17 protein-coding genes and 2 pseudogenes are annotated in these 17,917 nt (G+C 61.8%); 5 read left to right on the top strand and 14 right to left on the bottom strand.

Translation table 11 applies throughout. The features are described from left to right. Together CP49_RS21535 and CP49_RS21530 are read right to left on the bottom strand one after the other, a co-directional pair. Positions 1 to 620 (bottom strand): molybdopterin cofactor-binding domain-containing protein (locus tag CP49_RS21535; protein ID WP_156438566.1); only part of this gene is annotated, 620 nt, incomplete at its 3' end. A 5-nt stretch (positions 621 to 625) separates the two neighbouring features. After that, complete coding sequence (locus tag CP49_RS21530) at positions 626 to 1,078, bottom strand: (2Fe-2S)-binding protein (protein ID WP_057852192.1); 453 nt, start codon at positions 1,076 to 1,078, stop codon at positions 626 to 628. Here CP49_RS21530 and CP49_RS21525 point away from each other — a divergent pair. From CP49_RS21525 to CP49_RS21505, 5 genes are all read left to right on the top strand, one after another. Further along, entirely contained in the window at positions 1,077 to 1,571 is a 495-nt protein-coding gene (locus CP49_RS21525; RefSeq protein WP_057852191.1) for a hypothetical protein, read from the top strand. The genes CP49_RS21530 and CP49_RS21525 overlap by 2 nt on opposite strands. Before the next feature lie 242 nt (positions 1,572 to 1,813). After that, positions 1,814 to 2,401, top strand: a complete 588-nt coding sequence (locus CP49_RS21520; RefSeq protein ID WP_245310790.1) for a QcrA and Rieske domain-containing protein — start codon at positions 1,814 to 1,816, stop codon at positions 2,399 to 2,401. A 74-nt stretch (positions 2,402 to 2,475) separates the two neighbouring features. Beyond that, positions 2,476 to 4,197 (top strand): methanol/ethanol family PQQ-dependent dehydrogenase, encoded by a 1,722-nt coding sequence (locus CP49_RS21515; protein ID WP_057852189.1) that lies wholly within the window; start codon positions 2,476 to 2,478, stop codon positions 4,195 to 4,197. Between the two features lie 104 nt (positions 4,198 to 4,301). Next, positions 4,302 to 5,339 carry an aldo/keto reductase gene (locus tag CP49_RS21510; RefSeq protein WP_057852188.1) on the top strand — a complete coding sequence of 346 codons (1,038 nt, stop codon included), beginning with the start codon at positions 4,302 to 4,304 and terminating at the stop codon, positions 5,337 to 5,339. Then, positions 5,339 to 6,190 (top strand): amidohydrolase family protein, encoded by an 852-nt coding sequence (locus CP49_RS21505; protein ID WP_245310789.1) that lies wholly within the window; start codon positions 5,339 to 5,341, stop codon positions 6,188 to 6,190. The genes CP49_RS21510 and CP49_RS21505 overlap by 1 nt, the downstream gene beginning before the upstream one ends. On the opposite strand, the gene CP49_RS43025 is transcribed toward CP49_RS21505, so the two are convergent. The 12 genes and pseudogenes from CP49_RS43025 to CP49_RS21450 all read right to left on the bottom strand — a co-directional run bounded on the left by CP49_RS43025 (position 6,123) and on the right by CP49_RS21450 (position 17,916). After that, positions 6,123 to 6,371, bottom strand: coding sequence for an SDR family NAD(P)-dependent oxidoreductase (locus CP49_RS43025; RefSeq protein ID WP_082646141.1), 249 nt, complete (start codon positions 6,369 to 6,371; stop codon positions 6,123 to 6,125). The two genes, CP49_RS21505 and CP49_RS43025, sit on opposite strands and share 68 nt — an antisense overlap. After that, positions 6,361 to 7,389 (bottom strand): TetR/AcrR family transcriptional regulator C-terminal domain-containing protein, encoded by a 1,029-nt coding sequence (locus CP49_RS21500; protein WP_082646145.1) that lies wholly within the window; start codon positions 7,387 to 7,389, stop codon positions 6,361 to 6,363. Before CP49_RS21500 ends, CP49_RS43025 begins: the two co-directional genes overlap by 11 nt. Beyond that, the gene (locus CP49_RS48695) at positions 7,386 to 8,042 is read right to left on the bottom strand and encodes a TetR/AcrR family transcriptional regulator C-terminal domain-containing protein (protein ID WP_276326846.1); all 657 of its coding nucleotides are present in this window, start codon (positions 8,040 to 8,042) and stop codon (positions 7,386 to 7,388) included. Before CP49_RS48695 ends, CP49_RS21500 begins: the two co-directional genes overlap by 4 nt. Positions 8,043 to 8,075: 33 nt before the next feature. Beyond that, a pseudogene (locus CP49_RS21495) lies at positions 8,076 to 9,644 on the bottom strand (DHA2 family efflux MFS transporter permease subunit); the annotation flags it as partial. A 2-nt stretch (positions 9,645 to 9,646) separates the two neighbouring features. Then, positions 9,647 to 10,678: an HlyD family secretion protein gene (locus CP49_RS21490; protein ID WP_197423172.1), complete on the bottom strand. Its 1,032-nt coding sequence runs from the start codon at positions 10,676 to 10,678 to the stop codon at positions 9,647 to 9,649. 54 nt (positions 10,679 to 10,732) lie between these two features. Further along, positions 10,733 to 10,918 carry a hypothetical protein gene (locus tag CP49_RS47540; protein WP_057852186.1) on the bottom strand — a complete coding sequence of 62 codons (186 nt, stop codon included), beginning with the start codon at positions 10,916 to 10,918 and terminating at the stop codon, positions 10,733 to 10,735. 15 nt (positions 10,919 to 10,933) lie between these two features. Beyond that, positions 10,934 to 11,581, bottom strand: coding sequence for an NAD(P)-dependent oxidoreductase (locus tag CP49_RS21480; protein ID WP_057852185.1), 648 nt, complete (start codon positions 11,579 to 11,581; stop codon positions 10,934 to 10,936). 107 nt (positions 11,582 to 11,688) lie between these two features. After that, positions 11,689 to 11,778: pseudogene (locus CP49_RS49330) on the bottom strand (carboxymuconolactone decarboxylase family protein); the annotation flags it as partial. Between the two features lie 126 nt (positions 11,779 to 11,904). Beyond that, positions 11,905 to 12,834 carry an MBL fold metallo-hydrolase gene (locus CP49_RS21470; protein WP_057852183.1) on the bottom strand — a complete coding sequence of 310 codons (930 nt, stop codon included), beginning with the start codon at positions 12,832 to 12,834 and terminating at the stop codon, positions 11,905 to 11,907. A 95-nt stretch (positions 12,835 to 12,929) separates the two neighbouring features. Beyond that, entirely contained in the window at positions 12,930 to 14,147 is a 1,218-nt protein-coding gene (locus tag CP49_RS21465) for an NAD(P)/FAD-dependent oxidoreductase (RefSeq protein WP_057852182.1), read from the bottom strand. Between the two features lie 547 nt (positions 14,148 to 14,694). Continuing rightward, a complete protein-coding gene (locus tag CP49_RS21455; RefSeq protein ID WP_057852181.1) occupies positions 14,695 to 15,648 on the bottom strand; it encodes a helix-turn-helix domain-containing protein in 954 nt (317 codons plus the stop codon). Positions 15,649 to 15,876: 228 nt separating this feature from the next. Next, positions 15,877 to 17,916, bottom strand: a complete 2,040-nt coding sequence (locus CP49_RS21450) for a PAS domain-containing sensor histidine kinase (protein WP_197423171.1) — start codon at positions 17,914 to 17,916, stop codon at positions 15,877 to 15,879. Between the last annotated feature and the right edge of the window lies 1 nt (position 17,917).

Here is a 17,917-nt window from a genome sequence, read left to right as displayed (position 1 = left end):
TCCTTGAGCCTCAAGCCTTCGACACTCGGCACCGACTCCCTGGCGGCATCGGCTGCTAGCTCGCCGAAGCCGATGCGGCGTCCGCTGGCATTGTGAACGACCTCGTGATTGATCGCCTTCACTTCGGTCGCTGGCACGCCCCAACGTTTCGCCGCTGCGGCTTCGAGCATCGTGCGGGCCGAAGCGCCGATCTGGCGCATCGGCATCAGATAGTGCCGCGTGCTGCGCGATCCGTCGGTATCCTGGTTGCCAAACTTGACCTCGTCGCCAGGCGCCTGCTGGACGCGAACGCGCGACCAGTCGGCTTCCATCTCTTCGGCGACGATCATCGGCAGGCTGGTGCGGACACCCGTTCCCATCTCGGCGCGGTGCGCGACGATCGTCACTGTTCCGTCGGATGCGATAGAAACGAAAACGCGCGGGTTCACCACGGTACCGTGCGGCATCTTGTCCGCACCGGTCTGGTACGCAGCAAAGCCGGGGCGTGACATCACGGGAGCGGCGAGCACAAAACCGCCTGCCAGCCCGAGGCCCTTCAAGATACTGCGGCGTGAAACGTTGTCGACCTTGATGTGCCGTTCGAAGCCACGGAGCTTGTTGGGATTGGTGAGGATATTCATCATGGTCACACCCCCGTCGATGCGAGATGCACGGCCTTCTCGATGCGTTGATAAGTGCCGCAACGGCAGATGTTGCCCGACATCGCTTCGCGTATCTGGTCGTGATTGGGCTTTGGATTCTCCATCAAAAGGGCCGCGGCCTGCATGATCTGGCCGACCTGGCAAAAGCCGCATTGCGGGACATTGAGCTGGCGCCAGGCCTTCTGAACCGCGTGATCGCCCGTCGGATGAAGACCTTCGATCGTGGTGACCTCCCGACCCACCACATCGGAAACCGACGTGATGCAGGCGCGTGTCGCCTGCTTGTCGACGATCACGGTGCAGGCGCCGCAAAGCGCCTGGCCGCAGCCATATTTCGTGCCTGTCAGGCCGATTTCGTCGCGGAGGAACCAGAGCAGCGGAAGATCGGGATCGCCATCCCAGTTCTTTTGCTGGCCGTTAATCTTCAAAGTAACCATGATCGATCCCCTTCGTAAGCTGCTGATGGTCGCTCCGACGCGAGCGAAAACATTTTTGCTGACCGCTCGACGCCGCTTCGAAATTCCTTGCTGTCTTGTCTGGCTGGGATTTCTTCGAGCCATCCTCCTGAATCGTTATTATTGGCTGTTGTATTATTGGCTGTTGTTCAGTAGGCCGCGCCTGGCGGATCGCCGCCATAGAACCATTCTATATTTGCGTCCGCATGTTTGGCGAAAGCGGGGCATCAGGAAAAGATTGCATTTGGTCAGTAACGCTGACGCAGCGACACAGCAAAACAAATTCTCGTCAAACGTGAACATCGTTGTCATGACCCGGATGCGGGATCATCTCTTCCACGTCGCCCGGCGCTGCACAGTCTTTCACCATTTGCACGCCACAGGCATCGACGTGCGCCGAACGCTCCGCGCGAATTCTGCAATTCTCGCTCTTGACCGCACGCGCGATAATGCACCGCACACTGCAGAAGGCTGAGCTGTTCTGCGAAATATGCATGATGCGCAAATCGGCAGTTACGATCGCGTGAAATGCAATGGACTCCCGTTGTTGCTGGCTTTTCCTGGAATCACTGATGCAACTGCAAGGCGCATTGCGCAAAAGACAAATTTGTTCGTCGCCTTTCTTTTGACCGACTCCCTCCTTCAGTTTGTGTCATGTGCAAATCCGATCAGGCCACAACGTCGATCACAAGCACAGACACGGAGCTCGCAACAGCGATGTGTCAGGATCCGACGCGGCGTGCACTCATCCTGACCGCTTTCGCCACGGGCGCTTGCCTGGCGTCGTCTAGGTCCTCCGTTGCCGAGGAAGATCTGCCCGGCAGCAACGAGCGGCCGCAGAAAGCCGACATCCTGGTTTTCGCAGAAGGGGACCGTGCGGGCGAGGTGATCAAGCCGCAGGATCTGAAAGCCGGTGGACCGCCGGCGCGGGCCTGGCCAAAGGACCCGAAGACGTCGGTTGTCCGCAAGGGCTCGCGCCTGAACGAGGTGGTCGTCGTCAAACTGGATCCGGCCGAACTGGACGAAGAGACGCGCTCACGCGCGGCCGGCGGCGTCGTGGCCTATTCGGTGATCTGCGTCCACACCGGCTGTCCGATCACCGCATGGGTAAAGGCGGCTGGCGGCGACAAGGACGTGTTCAAATGTGTTTGCCATAATTCGGAATTTGACCCGAGACAAAGCGGGCAAGCGGTGTTTGGGCCGGCGCCCCGGCGTCTGCCGGCGCTTCCGTTGGCGGCAGAAGACGGTCCACTGACGGTGGCCGCGGCATTCGTTGGAAAGGTAGGTGCGCAGCAGGCCAGGTGACGGCGGGCCGCCGTCGATCCACGACAATGAAAAAACAGAATTCGTGAGACGAAAAACAAAGGGGAGGTTGCGCTATGGCCTTGAAGCAATGGCTTTTGTCGGGTTTGCTCGCGTCCACATGCCTCGTTTCGATCGCTGCCGCCGGCCCGATCGAGAACTACAGTCCGGTGACTGCCGAGCGACTCAAGAATCCTGAGCCTGGCAACTGGATGCATTATCGCCGGACCTATGACGGCCAGGGATACAGCCCGCTCGACCAGATCAACACCTCGAACGTGAAAAACCTGGTGCCGGTGTGGACGTTCTCGACCGGTGTAGTCGAGGGACACGAGGCCCCGCCGATCATCAACAATGGCGTGATGTTCGTCGCAACGCCGATGGGGCAGGTGATTGCGCTCAACGCCAAGACCGGCGACGAGTACTGGCGATACAAGCGCCAGCTCCCCGAAGATCTCTTCCAATTGCACCCGACCAACCGCGGCGTCGGCCTGTGGCAGGACAAGGTATACCTCGCCACGACGGACGACCACCTGGTAGCGCTCGATGCCAAGACCGGAAAAGTGGTCTGGGATACCAAGGTTCAGGACTACAAGAAGGGGCAGTATTTGACCCTGATGCCGTTGGTCGTCGACGGCAAGGTGATCGTCGGCGGTTCAGGTGGCGAATTCGGCGTGCGCGGTTACATCGTTGCCTATGACGCCAACACCGGCAAGGAGCTGTGGCGAACCTTCACCATTCCAGGCGAGGGAGAACCTGGCAATGAAACCTGGAAAGGCGACGACTGGAAAACGGGCGGCGCGCCCGCCTGGATGACAGGCAACTACGATGTCGATACCAGGACGATCTACTGGGGCACCGGCAATGCTGCTCCCTGGCCGGGCGAAACGCACCCCGGCGACAATCTCTACTCGACATCGGTGCTCGCGCTCGATCCCGACAGCGGCAAGATGAAATCATACTTCCAGTACCATCAAAACGATTCCTGGGACTGGGACGAGGTGGACGCGCCGATGCTGATCGACCTGCAAAGGGACGGCCGCACCATCAAGAGTCTGATCCATCCGGGACGCAACGCGATTTTCTGGGTGCTCGAGCGCAAGCCGGAGGGCATCAAATACGTGGCGGGCTGGCCGTTCGTTTATACCGATGTCTGGAAGAGCATCGATCCGAACGGCAAGCCGATTCCCGATCCCGCTCACAAGCCAGGCATTGGCAAGCGGGTCGAGTTCTGTCCGTCATTGTGGGGCGGCAAGGATTGGCCGTCGGCGGCATATAGTCAGAACACCAAACTGGTCTACGTTCCGGCCAACGAGAATTTCTGTGGCGGATTCACCGGCGAGAAAGTGCCGCTGGTTCCCGGCCAGCTTTGGCTCGGGACGAAGCCCGAGGATATCGGCCTGACGCCTCGTCCCGGCGCCACCCACTTTGGCGAACTGCAGGCGTGGGATCCGGCCACGGGCAAGAAGGTCTGGTCGCACAATTTTCCCAAGTCACACCTGTTCGGCTCGGTGACGGCAACCGCGGGCGATCTCATCCTGGTCGGTGGCACCAATGACCGGATGTTCCGCGCCTTCCATGCCAAGACCGGCGAACTGCTTTGGGAGCAAAAGACCAACTCCGGCATCATGGGCATGCCGATCGCCTATGAAGTAGACGGCACCCAGTATATCGCCGTCCAGTCGGGCTGGGGCGTGGACGCGCAGCGTATCCAGGACGCATTGGTGGGCAAGGTCCCTGGCCTGGAGAATAACGTGCCGCAGGGCGGCGTCGTTTGGGTGTTCGCCGTCAAGAAGTGACGGCGAGAAGGCAGAATCCGGCGTCTGGCCGCTGCAGGCCGTGGCCAGGCACCGCCGTGATCTATGCAACGCGCACTTGGGCGATCCAAAATGTGCCAATCGACATGAACCCGGTGCTCGCAGTGCCGCGCCGTACCCTTGGTCGGACGCGGCTTCAGGTTTCGGTTCTAGGATTCGGAACCGCGCCGCTTGGTGACCTCTACGTGCAACTGGATGACGACACGGCCGTCGATACGGTGAAACGCGCGTTCGAGCTCGGCATCAATCTCCTCGATACTTCTCCGCACTATGGCAACGGCCTTGCCGAACATCGTTGCGGCACGGCGATCAGGTGCGTGCCGCGCCAGGACATCGTTGTTTGCACCAAGGTCGGTCGCTGGATGGACCCGTTTCATGCGCGAGGCGACGGCTCCGGCTTTGTGGGTGGGCTGCCGCACCGGGCAGTGTTCGACTATTCCTATGACGGCACCATGCGTTCGGTGGAACAATCGCTGTTGCGGCTGGGGACTGACCGGCTGGATCTGTTGCTGATTCACGACGTCGACGTCTGGACTCATGGCATCGACGCGATCGAGGAGCGGTTTCGCGAAGCGATGGCTGGGGCGTACGTCGCGCTGGACCGGCTTCGCGGAGAGGGCGTTGTTGCGGGTATCGGGATCGGCGTGAACGAGGCCGAGATGTGCGTGCGTTTCGCGCAAGCCGGATCATTCGATACCATGCTGCTCGCCGGGCGCTATTCCCTGCTCGAGCAACCGGCGCTGGCGGAATTTCTGCCGCTTGCGCAGCAACAGGGAATAGGTGTGTTGCTCGGCGGCGTATTCAATTCAGGTATTTTGGCGACCGGCGCGGTGAGCGGCGCCAAATACAATTACAGGGATGCGCCATCTGAGATCCTGGCAAAGGTGGCGCAGATCGAACGTGTATGTGATGCGCATGGCGTCGCCCTGCCGACCGCGGCACTGCATTTCGCTCTGGGCCATCCGGCGGTGGCGAGCGTTGTGCTGGGAGGCCAGAGTCCGCAGGAGGTCGAGCGCAACGTAGCCGCGCTGTCCATCGAGGTGCCAACCGCGCTTTGGGCCGATCTGAAGGCCAAGGGTCTGCTGGATGCGGAAGCGCCTGTTCCGCGGGCGGCAGCCGGCTGATGCGGATCGATGCGCACCACCATTTGTGGAGTCTCGCCCGGGGCGATTATGGTTGGCTGACGCCTGCGCTCGCACCGATCCATCGTGACTTTTCCCTTTCGGACCTGGCGCCGCACCTCGCTGCCGCTGACATCAAGGGGACGATTTTGGTGCAGGCCGCACCGACCGAGGCGGAGACCATGTTTCTGCTCGACATCGCCGCGAAGGCGCAGGTGGTGCGGGGGGTGGTCGGCTGGACGGATTTCGACGCAGCCGACGGCGCGGCGCGCATTGATGCGCTCGCTGCGCGCAAACTCCTGGTTGGATTGCGGCCGATGGTGCAGGACATTCCCGATGACGATTGGCTGCTCCGCCCTGCCTTGGCGCCGCTATTGGCGGCAATGGCTCGAAACAGCCTGGTGTTCGACGCGCTGGTGTTGCCGCGCCATTTGCCGCGGCTGCTGCGGGTCGTTGATGATTATCCTGAGCTGCAGTTCGTGCTGGACCATTGCGCCAAGCCGGGGCTTGCAACCGGCGAGCTCGCGGTCTGGCAGGATGATATCGCGTCGCTCGCCGAACGCCCCAACATCGTCTGCAAGCTATCGGGTTTGGCAACCGAGGCCGCGCCAGGCTGGCAAATTGCCGATCTGCGGAAGGCCGTGGATCACGTCGTTGCGTGCTTCGGGCCACATCGCCTGCTATGGGGAAGCGACTGGCCGGTGGTCAATTTGGCGGGCGGTTATGAAAAATGGCTTGCCGCCGCCGAAACCATGCTGGCCGGTCTGTCGCGTGATGAAAACGCAGCTATCTTTGGCGGTAACGCGGCGCGCATCTATCTCTCGGGCCGGGGACGGAACGTTGAAGCCAATTGATCGCCTGGCGGTCCCGGACCAGGCCTGCGATGTTCTCATGCTCGGCAACCGTCGCTTCGACTGGGCCGGGACGGCGGCCGGGAACGAGCACCTTGTCGCCTTGTCTGGCGAAACGAAGCGCCGCTGCCCGCCCGATGCCGGAGCTGCCGGCCGTCACGATAACGACCTTTTCACTGTGCATGTTCGATCTCCTTCAGTGGTGCGATAATTGCTGTCTCGTTTGGCTCGGCGCCGCCGAGAAAGACTTTCACCGCGGTGCGGGCGCGCAAATCGATTTCGGAAAGCGTTGGTATCTCGCCGAGCTGAAGCACAGCTTCCAGGTGAACGTTTCCGTGGAGCATTCCAAGAAACTGGCGGGCGCCGGCTTCGCAATCCGCGAGATCGATTTCGCCGGCCTGCTTCGCTTTCGCGAGAATTTTCGTAAGGACCGCGATGGCCGGCTTAGGGCCGTGTTGCGCGTAGGCCTGTGTCGCATAGGGGTAGCGGTCCGCTTCAAGGATGGCGGTGTAGCAAACCTCCAGCAACGACGGTGTCATCATCGTCTCGAGAAGATTGCGTCCAATGATGATGAGCAACTCCCGTAGTGGGAGGGAAAGCTGGTCGGCGCTGACACTCAGTGCGTTGGACGAGTGATGGCCGACGACTTTGGTGAATTGGTCGACGAGAAGTTGCTGAACATTCTCGTGTCGTGTCGACTTTTCCCGGAGCAATTGCCGGTAGAGACCGTGCGGCGTCCATGCCCAGCTCGATCGCCCCAGCAAGAACGCCGAGAGAACCGCGCAGTTGGACCAGCCGCGAATCTGGCTCGCTTTACCCGGGACGGCTTCGCGGACGCGAAGGATATCGCCCGTCGCACCCCACCGGAGAAATCTGACTGCATCGGCCGGCGGCAAGATCGTCACCATCATGCGCGTCCACCACGGCTCCACGAGTAGCCAACTCCCCGTGCCCGTGGGTCGCATGGCAAAGACGTGCTTATGCCTGTGGTGGACGAACCGATGCCACCACTGCCGTCGAAGGCCGGGTACGAAACAGACGATCCAGTCGGCTGGATCGACGGTCACCAGGGATCCATTCTCGTCGATGTTGTTTGCCAAGTCTGGCGGGACATCGCCGACGACTTCCAGTCTTGAAGGGCGCTCGCTGTTTCGCTTCAGCCAAAACCGTCTCGATCGGGCAATATCGTTAGCCGCGCTCATCGGGTAATGCTCCTCGCGCTCGCGCATCCATGAATGAACCTTTCGATGCTGGCTCTGACGCGGTCGGCGGCTCCTCCCTCCTGGCGCATTGCAGGACTCAGCATCAGTGCCTGGTAGAGTGGTTCCCTCAGCAGTCCCAGCAATTGCTCGGCGTATAGCTGAGCGTCCGATATCGACAGGATTCCCTTTTCATTTGCTGCCGACAGAAACTCCCGCAGCTTGAGTGTGACAATCGCTTGCCCGGCCTCGTGCACCCGCTTCTTGAGCGCAGGATTGCGTGCACCTTCGGTCATCATGATCCGAATGAACCCGACCAGGGTGGTCGAGTATTCCTTCCAGGCAACGCGTCCGAATGCGATGAGGGTTTCGCATGCATCGTCTACGGTGCCGGGGCGCGCTCTCCTCACCAATGGTTGCGATATGAGCGAGGCTTTGTGTTCGGCGATTGCGACGATGAGATCGTCGACGCTCTCGAATGCCGATAGAATGTCTTCCTTCGAGTATCCGCTTCGATCCAAGATACTATCGAGGTCAGCGGGCGCGCCGCTCGGATTGGCGAGAGCCTCGCTGACCGCCAGCACGATCTCGGCGCGAGGGTCTGGCCTCGATACGGCATTGTCTTGTCGGGAGGGCTTCGGCGCGGGATGTGTCATGTACGGCTCCTCGGTTCGGGCCAACTGCGCCACGCGCTTCTTCGCGTGCAGGGCGAACGCGATCTTGATGGCGACCAGCACGGGCGCGGCGATGACGAAAAGGAGAGCGACCGCAGCGAACGCCGTATCGAAAGCGATCACGGTGGACTGACCGGTAACGGTTCGGCCCAACAGGCCCATCGCGGCACGGCCGGCCGCCACGCCGTCCATCCCTCGTGCCGCGAGCATGGCGCTTACTGTCGCCAGCCGCTCGCTGACCGCAGGGACGCCTGCGGTGACGCTGGCGCCAAGCACTGCAGCGTTGGAGGTAACATTGTGGTCGATCATGGTCTGGAGCCCGGCTACCCCCATGAGGCCACCGATCTGGCGGCCCGCATTGAAGAGGCCGATGCCAGACGCACGATTGCGGTTGTTCAGCTCGCTGAAGGCGATGAGAGTGATCGACAGGAAGAGGAAGCCAAGTCCAAATCCGCGCAGCAGGATGGCTGCCATCATGTCGTCGGCGCCACTCTCGCTGGTCGAGCCGGACAGCAACCACATCGCCGCCATAATCATCAGGATGCCGAACGGCACGGTGACGATCGGCGGAGCGCCGCGGACCTGCATGAGGAAGGCGGCCACGAGGAGGGCGCCGACGAAAAGCGCGCCGCTTGGCAACAGGAGCTGGCCTGCATCGGTAGGCGTGAACGCGAGAACGGACACGGCAAAGGACGGGATCAGATACGCGCTGCCGAACAAGGCGGCACCAGCGACAAAACTGACGATGAATGCGAATGAAAAATCGCTCGACCGGAACAGGGTGAAATCCAGCAGGCCTTGGCTTTTGGCCATCACCTGTTGGCCGAGAAATGCCAGCAGGGCTGCTGCGCCGATCACGGTCAGCCACACGATGCGAGGCTCCTCGAACCAACGCCATCGGCTGCCCTGATTGAGAACGTAGGTGAGGCAGAAAAATGCGACTGATATCAGCAAGAAGCCGGCCCAGTCGAACGGAAGGCGCGCGGTCGTAACGGGTCTCGGGCCGTCAGCGATCAACAAAAGTCCGACAGCGGCGAGGGCCACCGGAACGACGCCGAAGAAGATCCATGCCCACGACTGGCTGTCGATCAACCATCCCTGCAGCGCCGGGGCGATGGTCGCGGGAGCCACGACGGATCCCATCGCAAACAGCGCTTGCAGGATCGGCTGACAGGATCGCGGATAGGCGAGAAAAATGATCGCCTGCCCCGCGACAAGCAAGGTGCCGCCGGAGAAACCCTGTATCATGCGGAGTACAATCAGTAGGTCCAGCTGATATGTGATGGCGGCGATGCCGCAGGCCGTGCCCATGACCAGAGTCGAGCCGATGATCAGGCTGCGCGGATTGGTGCGCGTCATGAGCCAGGAGGCGGCCATGAACCCAATAAGCTTCGTAGCGGTGTATCCGATGTCCAGCCAGGCGAACTCGTCGGGAGTCGCATGGGTGTCGCCAATGATGTCGTTGCGCCCGAGCGACAGGACGGTGCTTGCGATCGCCTCCGTCAAAGTGGCGAGCACGATGCCTGCGACAAGAATGCTTCCTGCCGCGCGCCTGTCGTAGCCTGGCGTGGCGTCGGCGATCATGTTCATGTGCCGCTTCCTCGGTCGATCTCGACACGCGCGGACAGACCGGGCACGACGCGGCCGGGCAATGGATTTCTGGCGAACCGTATTTTCACAGGCACGCGTTGAACGACACGAATGAAGTTGCCTGTCGCATTGTCGGTGGGGATCAGGGTGAACGCGGACCCACTGCCGGGCGCAAAGCTGTCCACCACGCCTTCAATGGTCTGGTTGGGATAGCCGTCCACTGTGATGCGGGCGCGCTGTCCTGGCCGGATGTGTTCGATCTGGCTTTCCTTGAAGTTCGCCACGACCCACACGTCCTTGACAGGAACGATATCGAGCAAGGAGGTGCCTGGCGCGACAAGCCGGCCGATGCGGACCTGGCGATTGCCGACGACGCCGTCGACCGGCGCATGCACGACGGTGTGCTCGAGATCGATCTGGGCGAGGTCGCGTGCGGCGTGCGCCTGCGCCACGGCAGCGACGGCAGCTTCGCGCTGACTGGTAAGGACGGCGATGCGTTGCCGTTGGGCCTCCACCGTTGCGGAGGCCGCCGACACGCCCGCCTCGGTTCTCGACAGCGCCGCATCGCTTTCATCGACCTGCGCCTGGCTGACGGCATTGGTGCGGATCAGCTCGCGGCGCCGATCGGAGGCCTTGCGAGCCAGATTCATCTCGGCCACGCTCGCAAGTCTTTGAGCTTCGGCCTGCCTTATCAGGGCGTGCTGGAGTTGGGTCTCGGCATCGACATTGGCGAGGCGGGCTTGGGCGGCCTCGACATTGGCCTCTGCTTGCGCAAGCCGCGCGCGGTAGTCCCGGTCGTCGATCCGGAACAGGACGTCGCCTGCACGAACGGTCTGGTTATCCTGAACCTCTACGGCCGTGACGTAGCCCGCAACCTTTGGCGCGAGCGAGGTCATGTCCCCGCGAATATAGGCGTTGTCGGTGAACGTCTCGTTTGAACGGGCATAGACCCATCCGCCGGCCACGACCACGACGGCGCCGAGGCACAGCAACAACCCGACCGCCTTCTTCTTGTTAAGATGCACCACGATACCCTCCTGCAACAGTTGTTTTCGCTGAAGCGACCGCTCACTCACCCGGGCCTACCGTGCGGTCCAGCCGCCGTCGACCGAGGTTGCGGTGCCCATGATCTGGTCTGCCGCAGCCGAGCACAGAAAAGCGACGGTGCCGCCAAGTTGCGCCGGCGAGGCGAAGTCGAACGAGAGGTCGAGCTCCAAAAAGTTTTGGGTGAGCGGGCCGCGCTCCGGCGCTGGAAACGCGGCCCGCATCGGTAGATTTCAAACCTAGTTGCGCACCGTTATGGCCTTCTTATATGTCGCGGGGTCATCGAGGATCTTGACCATATACTCGGCCACGTCCGCGCGGGTGGCTGTTGAGGTGATGTTCCAGCGCAGATCGGTGCCGGCCTTCAGCTTTCCGCGAGCACGCTTGAATGTCAGCGTTGCCGGTCGAACGATCGTCCAATCGCAGTCACTCTCCCGAACAGCTGTCTCCTGCGCCTCCTTGTCTGCCATCACCTCCTTGAGTGCGAGCTTGACCATGAAGCCTGCGCCGAAACTCCCGGTGTGGTAGCTCTCACCGACACTCACCGAACTCTCAACGATGAGTCGGCCCCGGCCTGGAGGCATGGCGGCCAGAATGTTCTTGGTTCCCACCGAGCAAACCGGGACGCCGGGCTGGCGTCGACCCAGATCCTCTTTCGCCTGAGGTATCATCCCCAACGCGCAGATGACCGCATCCGCACCTTGGACCGCAGAAGCCACCGAGGCTGGATCCATTGCATCGCCCTTGACGATTCTGGGATTCGGATGCGTCAAGGGCATGCGCTTTGGGTCACGGACAAAGGCAGTGACGACGTGACCCGCGGACAACGCGGACTCAACGACGAGCCGTCCTGTCGACCCCGTTGCACCAAAGACCACGACGTTCATCACACCCTCTCATCGCGCGGCTTCGAAGCGCGATCGCCGTGCGGAGTGGTTTGGTCCGTGAAGCCAGCAGCATCTTTGCGCGGACACCCAGGTAGCGCCCGGGTCATCAACGGGAGCGCGCACTCACCGTGGAAGGTGGCTTCCTTGACATGCATGTTCACGCAAAAGGCGCAGCCGTTGAGCTGCGAGGCGCGCACGGTCTCGTGTTTCATCGAGGTCGAGCTCCAAGAGGATTTTGGGTGAGCGGGCCGCGCTCCCGCGCTGGAAACGCGGCCCGTATCGAGTGAAGCGCTTACGAGGCGCCTCTCGTTCGGACCGTGCGGTCAGTAGTCCCAGAAGACCGGTACCCAACGAAAGGCGTCGCCGTCGACCGCCACATGTCCGACGGACGGGAACGGCAGGTGAGTGGCCACCAGCAGCCCACCGGTCTCAGCCAGTTCCCGCAAAAGACTGATACGAACGCGGGCCGACTCCTCGGGGTCGTGTTCGAAGCCGTTGTACCACTCGGGGTGCTCGAACCCGACGGCGAACACGAGGTCTCCGGCGAACGTCAGCCGGTCGCCGCCGGACGCCACGCGGACCACGCTGTGCCCGGGGGTGTGGCCGCCGGTGCGAGTGACGACCACTCCCGGCGCCACCTCGTACTCCTCCTCGAACGGCCGCAGCTGGCTGCGGTACTCTTTCACGAACCGCTTGGCGGTCGATCGAAGCGCGTCCGGGAACCCCGGCGGCATGGAGACGTGGGAGAAATCGGGCGCCTCCCAGAACTTGACCTCGGCGGCCGCCACGTGGATCCGCAGATCCGGACGTAGCCGTTCCTTGACCCCGTCGACGAGCAGCCCGCCAATGTGGTCCATGTGCATGTGGGTCAGCACCACGTCGGTCACGGACGCAAGATCGATGCCGGCGGCCTCCAGTCGCTTGATCAATTGCCCGGCCCGCGGCAAGTGCAGGTCCGGGTCGAGCCCAAGCCCAGCATCGACGAGTATGGTCCGGTCGCCGCTACGCACCACGACCACGTTCAGCGCCCAATCGTAAGCGTCCGGCGGCAGGAACATGTCTTTCAGCCAGGTCGCCCGAACGGCCGGGTCGATGTTGTGTGCCAACATTGCGGTTGGGAGCGGTAGCACGCCATCGCTGACCACCAGCACGTCAATGTCGCCGACCTGCACCGCGTAGCGCGACGGAACCAACTCGTTGGGGCCAGGTCCACCGGGGTGTGAGGTGTTGGCCAGGCTTGTGTCTAGGTTCATGTTTGTCTCCTGTTTCATGTTCAAGGCTACTGGCTGGTCTCGGTTGAGCAGGCCGCGCAGCCAGCGAGAAGCGCGGCCCGTTTCGCGTGAAGGGTCTAAAAGAAGCCACTCACGTCAGTCACACGCTCCGGATCGGCAGAGGCCAGCGCGGCAGCGCGCTCGGCACGCGGCGGATAGATCCAGACGGTGTTGATTTCCTGCTTGGTCTTCTTGCCGACGTCGCCGACCATCTTGACCTGGCGTTCCCAGCCAACGGTGAACAGCGCGCCGGCCTCTCCGAGGTCGAGACAGGTGACGTATCCCTTCTGGTGATACGGCTTGGTCGGTACGCCCAGCAGTTCGGCCGCGGCATTGTTGCCGGCGAAGGCGCCCATCCGCGTGGCGTGTTGGCACGACATCAGCGCGTAGTTGCCGACATCGTCGCATGGCGCGCGAGCCGCATCGCCGGTGGCGAAGACGCCGGCCACCCCCGGCACGCGCAAGTCGCGGTCGACGAGCAGCCGGCCGAAATTGTCGCGTTCGGCTGGGATCTGCTGGGTCAACGGCGCGGCGCGAATACCCGCCGCCCAGATCACGGTTTCGGTTTCGATGTGATCGCCATTGGAGAGAGTGACGCCGGATTTGTCCAGCGAGGCGACGCCGGCGCCGAGCCGGGTCTCTACACCGACCTTGCGCAGGGCCTCCTCAATGACGGGGCGAGGACCTTCACCCATATCGGGGGCGATCGCGCTGTTCCGGTCGACGATGATGACGCGGGGCTTGGCATCCTTGCCGAGGATTTTGCGAAGCCGCGCCGGCATTTCCGTCGCCGCCTCGATGCCGGTGAAGCCCCCGCCGGCAACGACGACCGTGTCGCGCCCGTTCATTGCCGGTCGGTCAGGAAGGTTGTGCAGGTGCCGGTCGAGAGCAATCGCATCGTCGAGCTGGTCGACGCTGAAGCCGTGTTCGGCAAGGCCGGGAATGTTGGGGCGGAACAGCCTGCTGCCGGTCGCCACGACCAGCCGGTCGTAGGATAGCGTCTTTCGCGTGCCCTTGGCGGTCGCGATCTGCACCACGCGGGATTTGGTGTCGATGGTCTCGGCGCTGCCCTGCACGTAGACAACGTCGATCGCCTTCAGGACATCCAGCAGGGGCGCCGTCAGGGTCTCGGGCTTCTGTTCGTACAGCCGCGGGCGAACCACCAGCGTCGGCTCCGGCGCGACCAGCGCGATCTCGAGTTCTTCGGGAGAAACGCCCTGGATGTCGCGCAGGCGGGCGGCGGAAAGTGCGGCGTACATGCCGGCGAAGCCGGCGCCAATGATGATGAGTCGCATGTGATTATCTCCTGTGGGTTGAGTTGTTCAGGCAAAGGCGCGTCACTGCCGCCGCTGTTCATTGGCGGCAAGGCCTCCTGAGATCGACGAGGACGCGAGGATGTGTAACGAAGACGGGCTGACCTATGGTGGGCAGCTCGGCATTGCCGAGATCGGCACGCGGCTTTCACATGCAGCATGGCAGCTTCTGGGGCCCAGCGGCCAGCCGCGGTTAAGGGCAATCGGCAGAACGGGCTTTGGCGGCCAATTCCTGTGCAAGAGCTGGGCGCCATCATTGATCATGATGGAAGCCATGGGATTGGCGCTTCGAGCGGCCGGTGCCGGAACCTCCGTTTCTTCGCCTGCCGCCGAAGTGAAGCGAACGGCCAGCGAAAGTCCGTATATGAGCGCGGTCGCAACTGCTCTTCGTCGCGGTGCGATTGCCAGGGGGATGACGAATTTCTTCCAGGTCATCGCTGTCTCCTCCATTATCAACGTAGGCACCACGATAACGAACCTGATTTGCGACTGCGCCAGAGCGATTGCCGTACCTGTAGAGAGATTGCTGCTAGCGCATCCGCCGTCGCCAATCGCTCGGGGTTTCGCCGGTCAGCTTCCTGAACGCCGCGGCGAAGGCGGTCTGGGAGGCATAGCCAAGCTCCGCTGCGATTGAGACGACCGAAGCGTCGGTGTCGCGCAGCATGTTCATGGCTTGCTCAAGCCGGTGCTGGCGCAGCCAGGCGTGCGGCGAAAGCCCAGTGCTTTCCTTGAAGGCACGGCAGAAATGAAAGCGCGATAGACCGGCATCCGAAGCTAGCGCCGCGAGGGAGACGTCCGCGTCGCTGTCCGAGCGCAACCGTTCGATAGCGCCCTGCAGCACCTTCGGCGAAAGTCCACCCATTGTTGGCTGGATCGTCGTTGGCGAGCCGGTGTGCGCAGCCAGAAGACGCGTGGCCAGGAGGTCTATCAATTGGTGCCTGAACAGCGTATCCAGCGCCTCATTGCTCTCCAGGACATCCGTCGCGCTCAAGATCAATCGGGATGTAATGGGGTCGGGATGCGCCGTTCGCTCCAGGAGATCGAGCGGTGTGGCGATGTCGGCTTCGTCAGCAACGCGCTTGAGCACTGTGTGAGGAAGATAGAGCTGAACGACATCAACAGGTTTCGGAATATCCCATCGTGAGCTTGATCCTTCCGGAATGATTATCAAAACCCCGGGACGAAACGTTCCGATCGCAACCGATCTGCCTGTCCGGCGCTCCATGCGCTGCATCGAGCCGTTGTAAGCCATAATGACGTGGTGGCTCATAGGCTCGACGACGTCGTGCAATGGCTCATGTTTCCAGTGGGCGATCGCGCTCCCGGAGGGGTCCAAAGCCATGCTGACTGGTTTGGTGTGAAGCACGCGTGCCATCTCCACGTCGGCAGGACGGCGCTCGGCATTTGGCTGATCGTTCGGGCGTGGTGCCTCGGCTGCAGCCGGCAGGCCTGCCGAAGAATTGTGCAAGACCGGTTTGCTCATGGGTTGTGCTCGCATTGGAGAGGTTATGCGCGCGCTCCGCGGACCGCGCTGGACCAGAGAGTCGGCGCGCTGCTTCCTGTGTGCTCGCAACAATGATGGCAAACGCCGTGCGATGGTATCGTGCAGCGAGTCTAGTGGCGCTGGTTCGGTGGGTAGATCAACCTGCACCTTGGGATAGGTGGACGCGATGGGTGCAATCGCGCAGATATTCGCGCCATGAAACGAAGCTCATTGAGCGGGCCGAATAAAGCCGACAACCGCGGAATCGAGTTCGGCAGCCGTTGGCACTGGCAGTGTGAAGCGAAAGTGTGCGCCGCCGTTCGGGCGGTTTGAACCCGCGATGCGGCCGCCATGCGCGGTAATGATGGACTGGCAAATGGCCAGCCCGATACCGATCCCTGCGTCCTTGGTGCTGAAGAAGCTTTCGAAAATATGCTTCATGTTGCCGTCGGCGATGCCTGGACCATTATCGAAGGCGGAAAAGGCGACCCAGCCGCTGTCATCGATCGACGTCTCGATGTCGATCCGGCGTGTTGGCTGTCCCGACTGCGCGACCGCCTGGACGCTGTTGACCAGCAAATTGATGATTACTTGCTGCAACTGGATCCGATCGCCCATCACCTGCGGAAGTCCGGCTTCTAATACCGACGACAAAGCAATCGACTTCGAATCGATCTCATGGCGGATAAACAGGAGAGCCTCCTCAACGACCTCATTGAGGTCGATGAGACGTTTCTCCGGCTCATTCTTCGCCGCCATGCCTCGTATGCGGTGAATGATTTCACCCGCGCGGCGCGCGCTTGATGCGATTCGTGAGACGAGCTGCGTGACTTTTTCAGTGTTTTGATCGGCGCGCGCCAGCCACCTCAGGCTCGTCTCTGCATTGGTGACGATTGCCGAAAGCGGCTGGTTGACCTCATGCGCGATCGAGGTTGCCAGCTCGCCGAGCGTTGCGATGCGTCCTGCATGCGTGAAGTCGGCCTGCAGCTTTCGAAGCTGCTGTTCCGTATTCAATCGTTCGCTGATGTCCTGCATGGTGATGAAGGTCGTATCCAGTTGCTCGGGCAATACCGGATATGTGACCGTGAACAGAACATCGATAATCGTGCCATCAAAGGCGAGGATCTTCGTTTCTTCAAAGAAATTTCGCCGGCCTTCAAAGTGAGCAACCATGACCCGCTTGGCAAGCCCGGGGGCGGCGGCAAAAATGTATCGAACGGGATTTATGAGATCGGCGGCATTCTTGGCCCGAAACAGCAACACCGCATCCCGGTTGACTTCCGTAACCCGCACCAAATCCTTGGCGTGTTCGATGAGGTCCGGATTCCGGTCGAGGTAGGCTCCGATATCGCGGATGCCGTTTGCCTTGAGCTGATCAAACACTTCGCCCGCGCGACGTGAATCGACCTGCCAGAGTGCGGTCGGCAGATACTCAATGAGTTTACGATAGCGTTCCTCGCTGGCCTGCAGTTCCCAGGATGTGCGATCGTCGTTCGCCTCGCCATTGATGGTTACGAACACCGTTCCGGGGGGCTTCGGCTCCGCGGAGTGCCATGCCCTGATGATGGGGTTGCGTATGGTTCCACTGGAGACCATTTTGCGCATCTCGAGGCGCGAGGGATCGGTTGCCACCTTTTCGAGGAGGGCAGCGAGCACCGAGCGGCTCTCGGCCGGCCAGAATGCGCCGACGGGCTTGCCGATCATCTGCTCCAGACCGGCATGGGTGCCGAACATCCGTACCGCGCGATCATTGACGGCTGAGATGCGGGTGGCGGTCAGAAGCTTGTCAACCCATTCCGGGTGTTCATCGAGATCATCGATTACGCTACGACTTCTGAGCCCGGCGATTGTTTGGAGCACAGAGCGGGCGGCTGACGTATCGAGTTCCCAGCAAGCGGCCAGATAGCCCTGCAGCTCGGCATCCACGCGTATGGTTGCCGCTTCGGACATCCCTCCAGCGTCTCGTCCGAATTCAACGATATCGAGGAGTATGCCGGCTGCATCCCGCCTTACGATCTTCCTGATGGCGGCTGTAACTTCTGCTCCAGCCTGGCTGCGCCGGCGGACCAAGCCCTCCCATCGGCCTTCCCGCAGTAGCACGCTAGTGGGTTCGGGGTCGTGCTGGCCGGGTGTGCGGAGCGCGGCAAGATTCTGCCCGATCATGGCCATGGCGGGCCATCCATAAAGGGCTTCCGAAGCCGCATTCCAGTATTTCACGACGCCGTGCTCGTCGCTGACAATCACGCTTTCGGATGCGAAATCGGACAAC

The organism is Bradyrhizobium valentinum, assembly GCF_001440405.1.
Lineage (GTDB): Bacteria > Pseudomonadota > Alphaproteobacteria > Rhizobiales > Xanthobacteraceae > Bradyrhizobium > Bradyrhizobium valentinum.
This window is presented reverse-complemented; position numbering and strand designations above follow the sequence as displayed.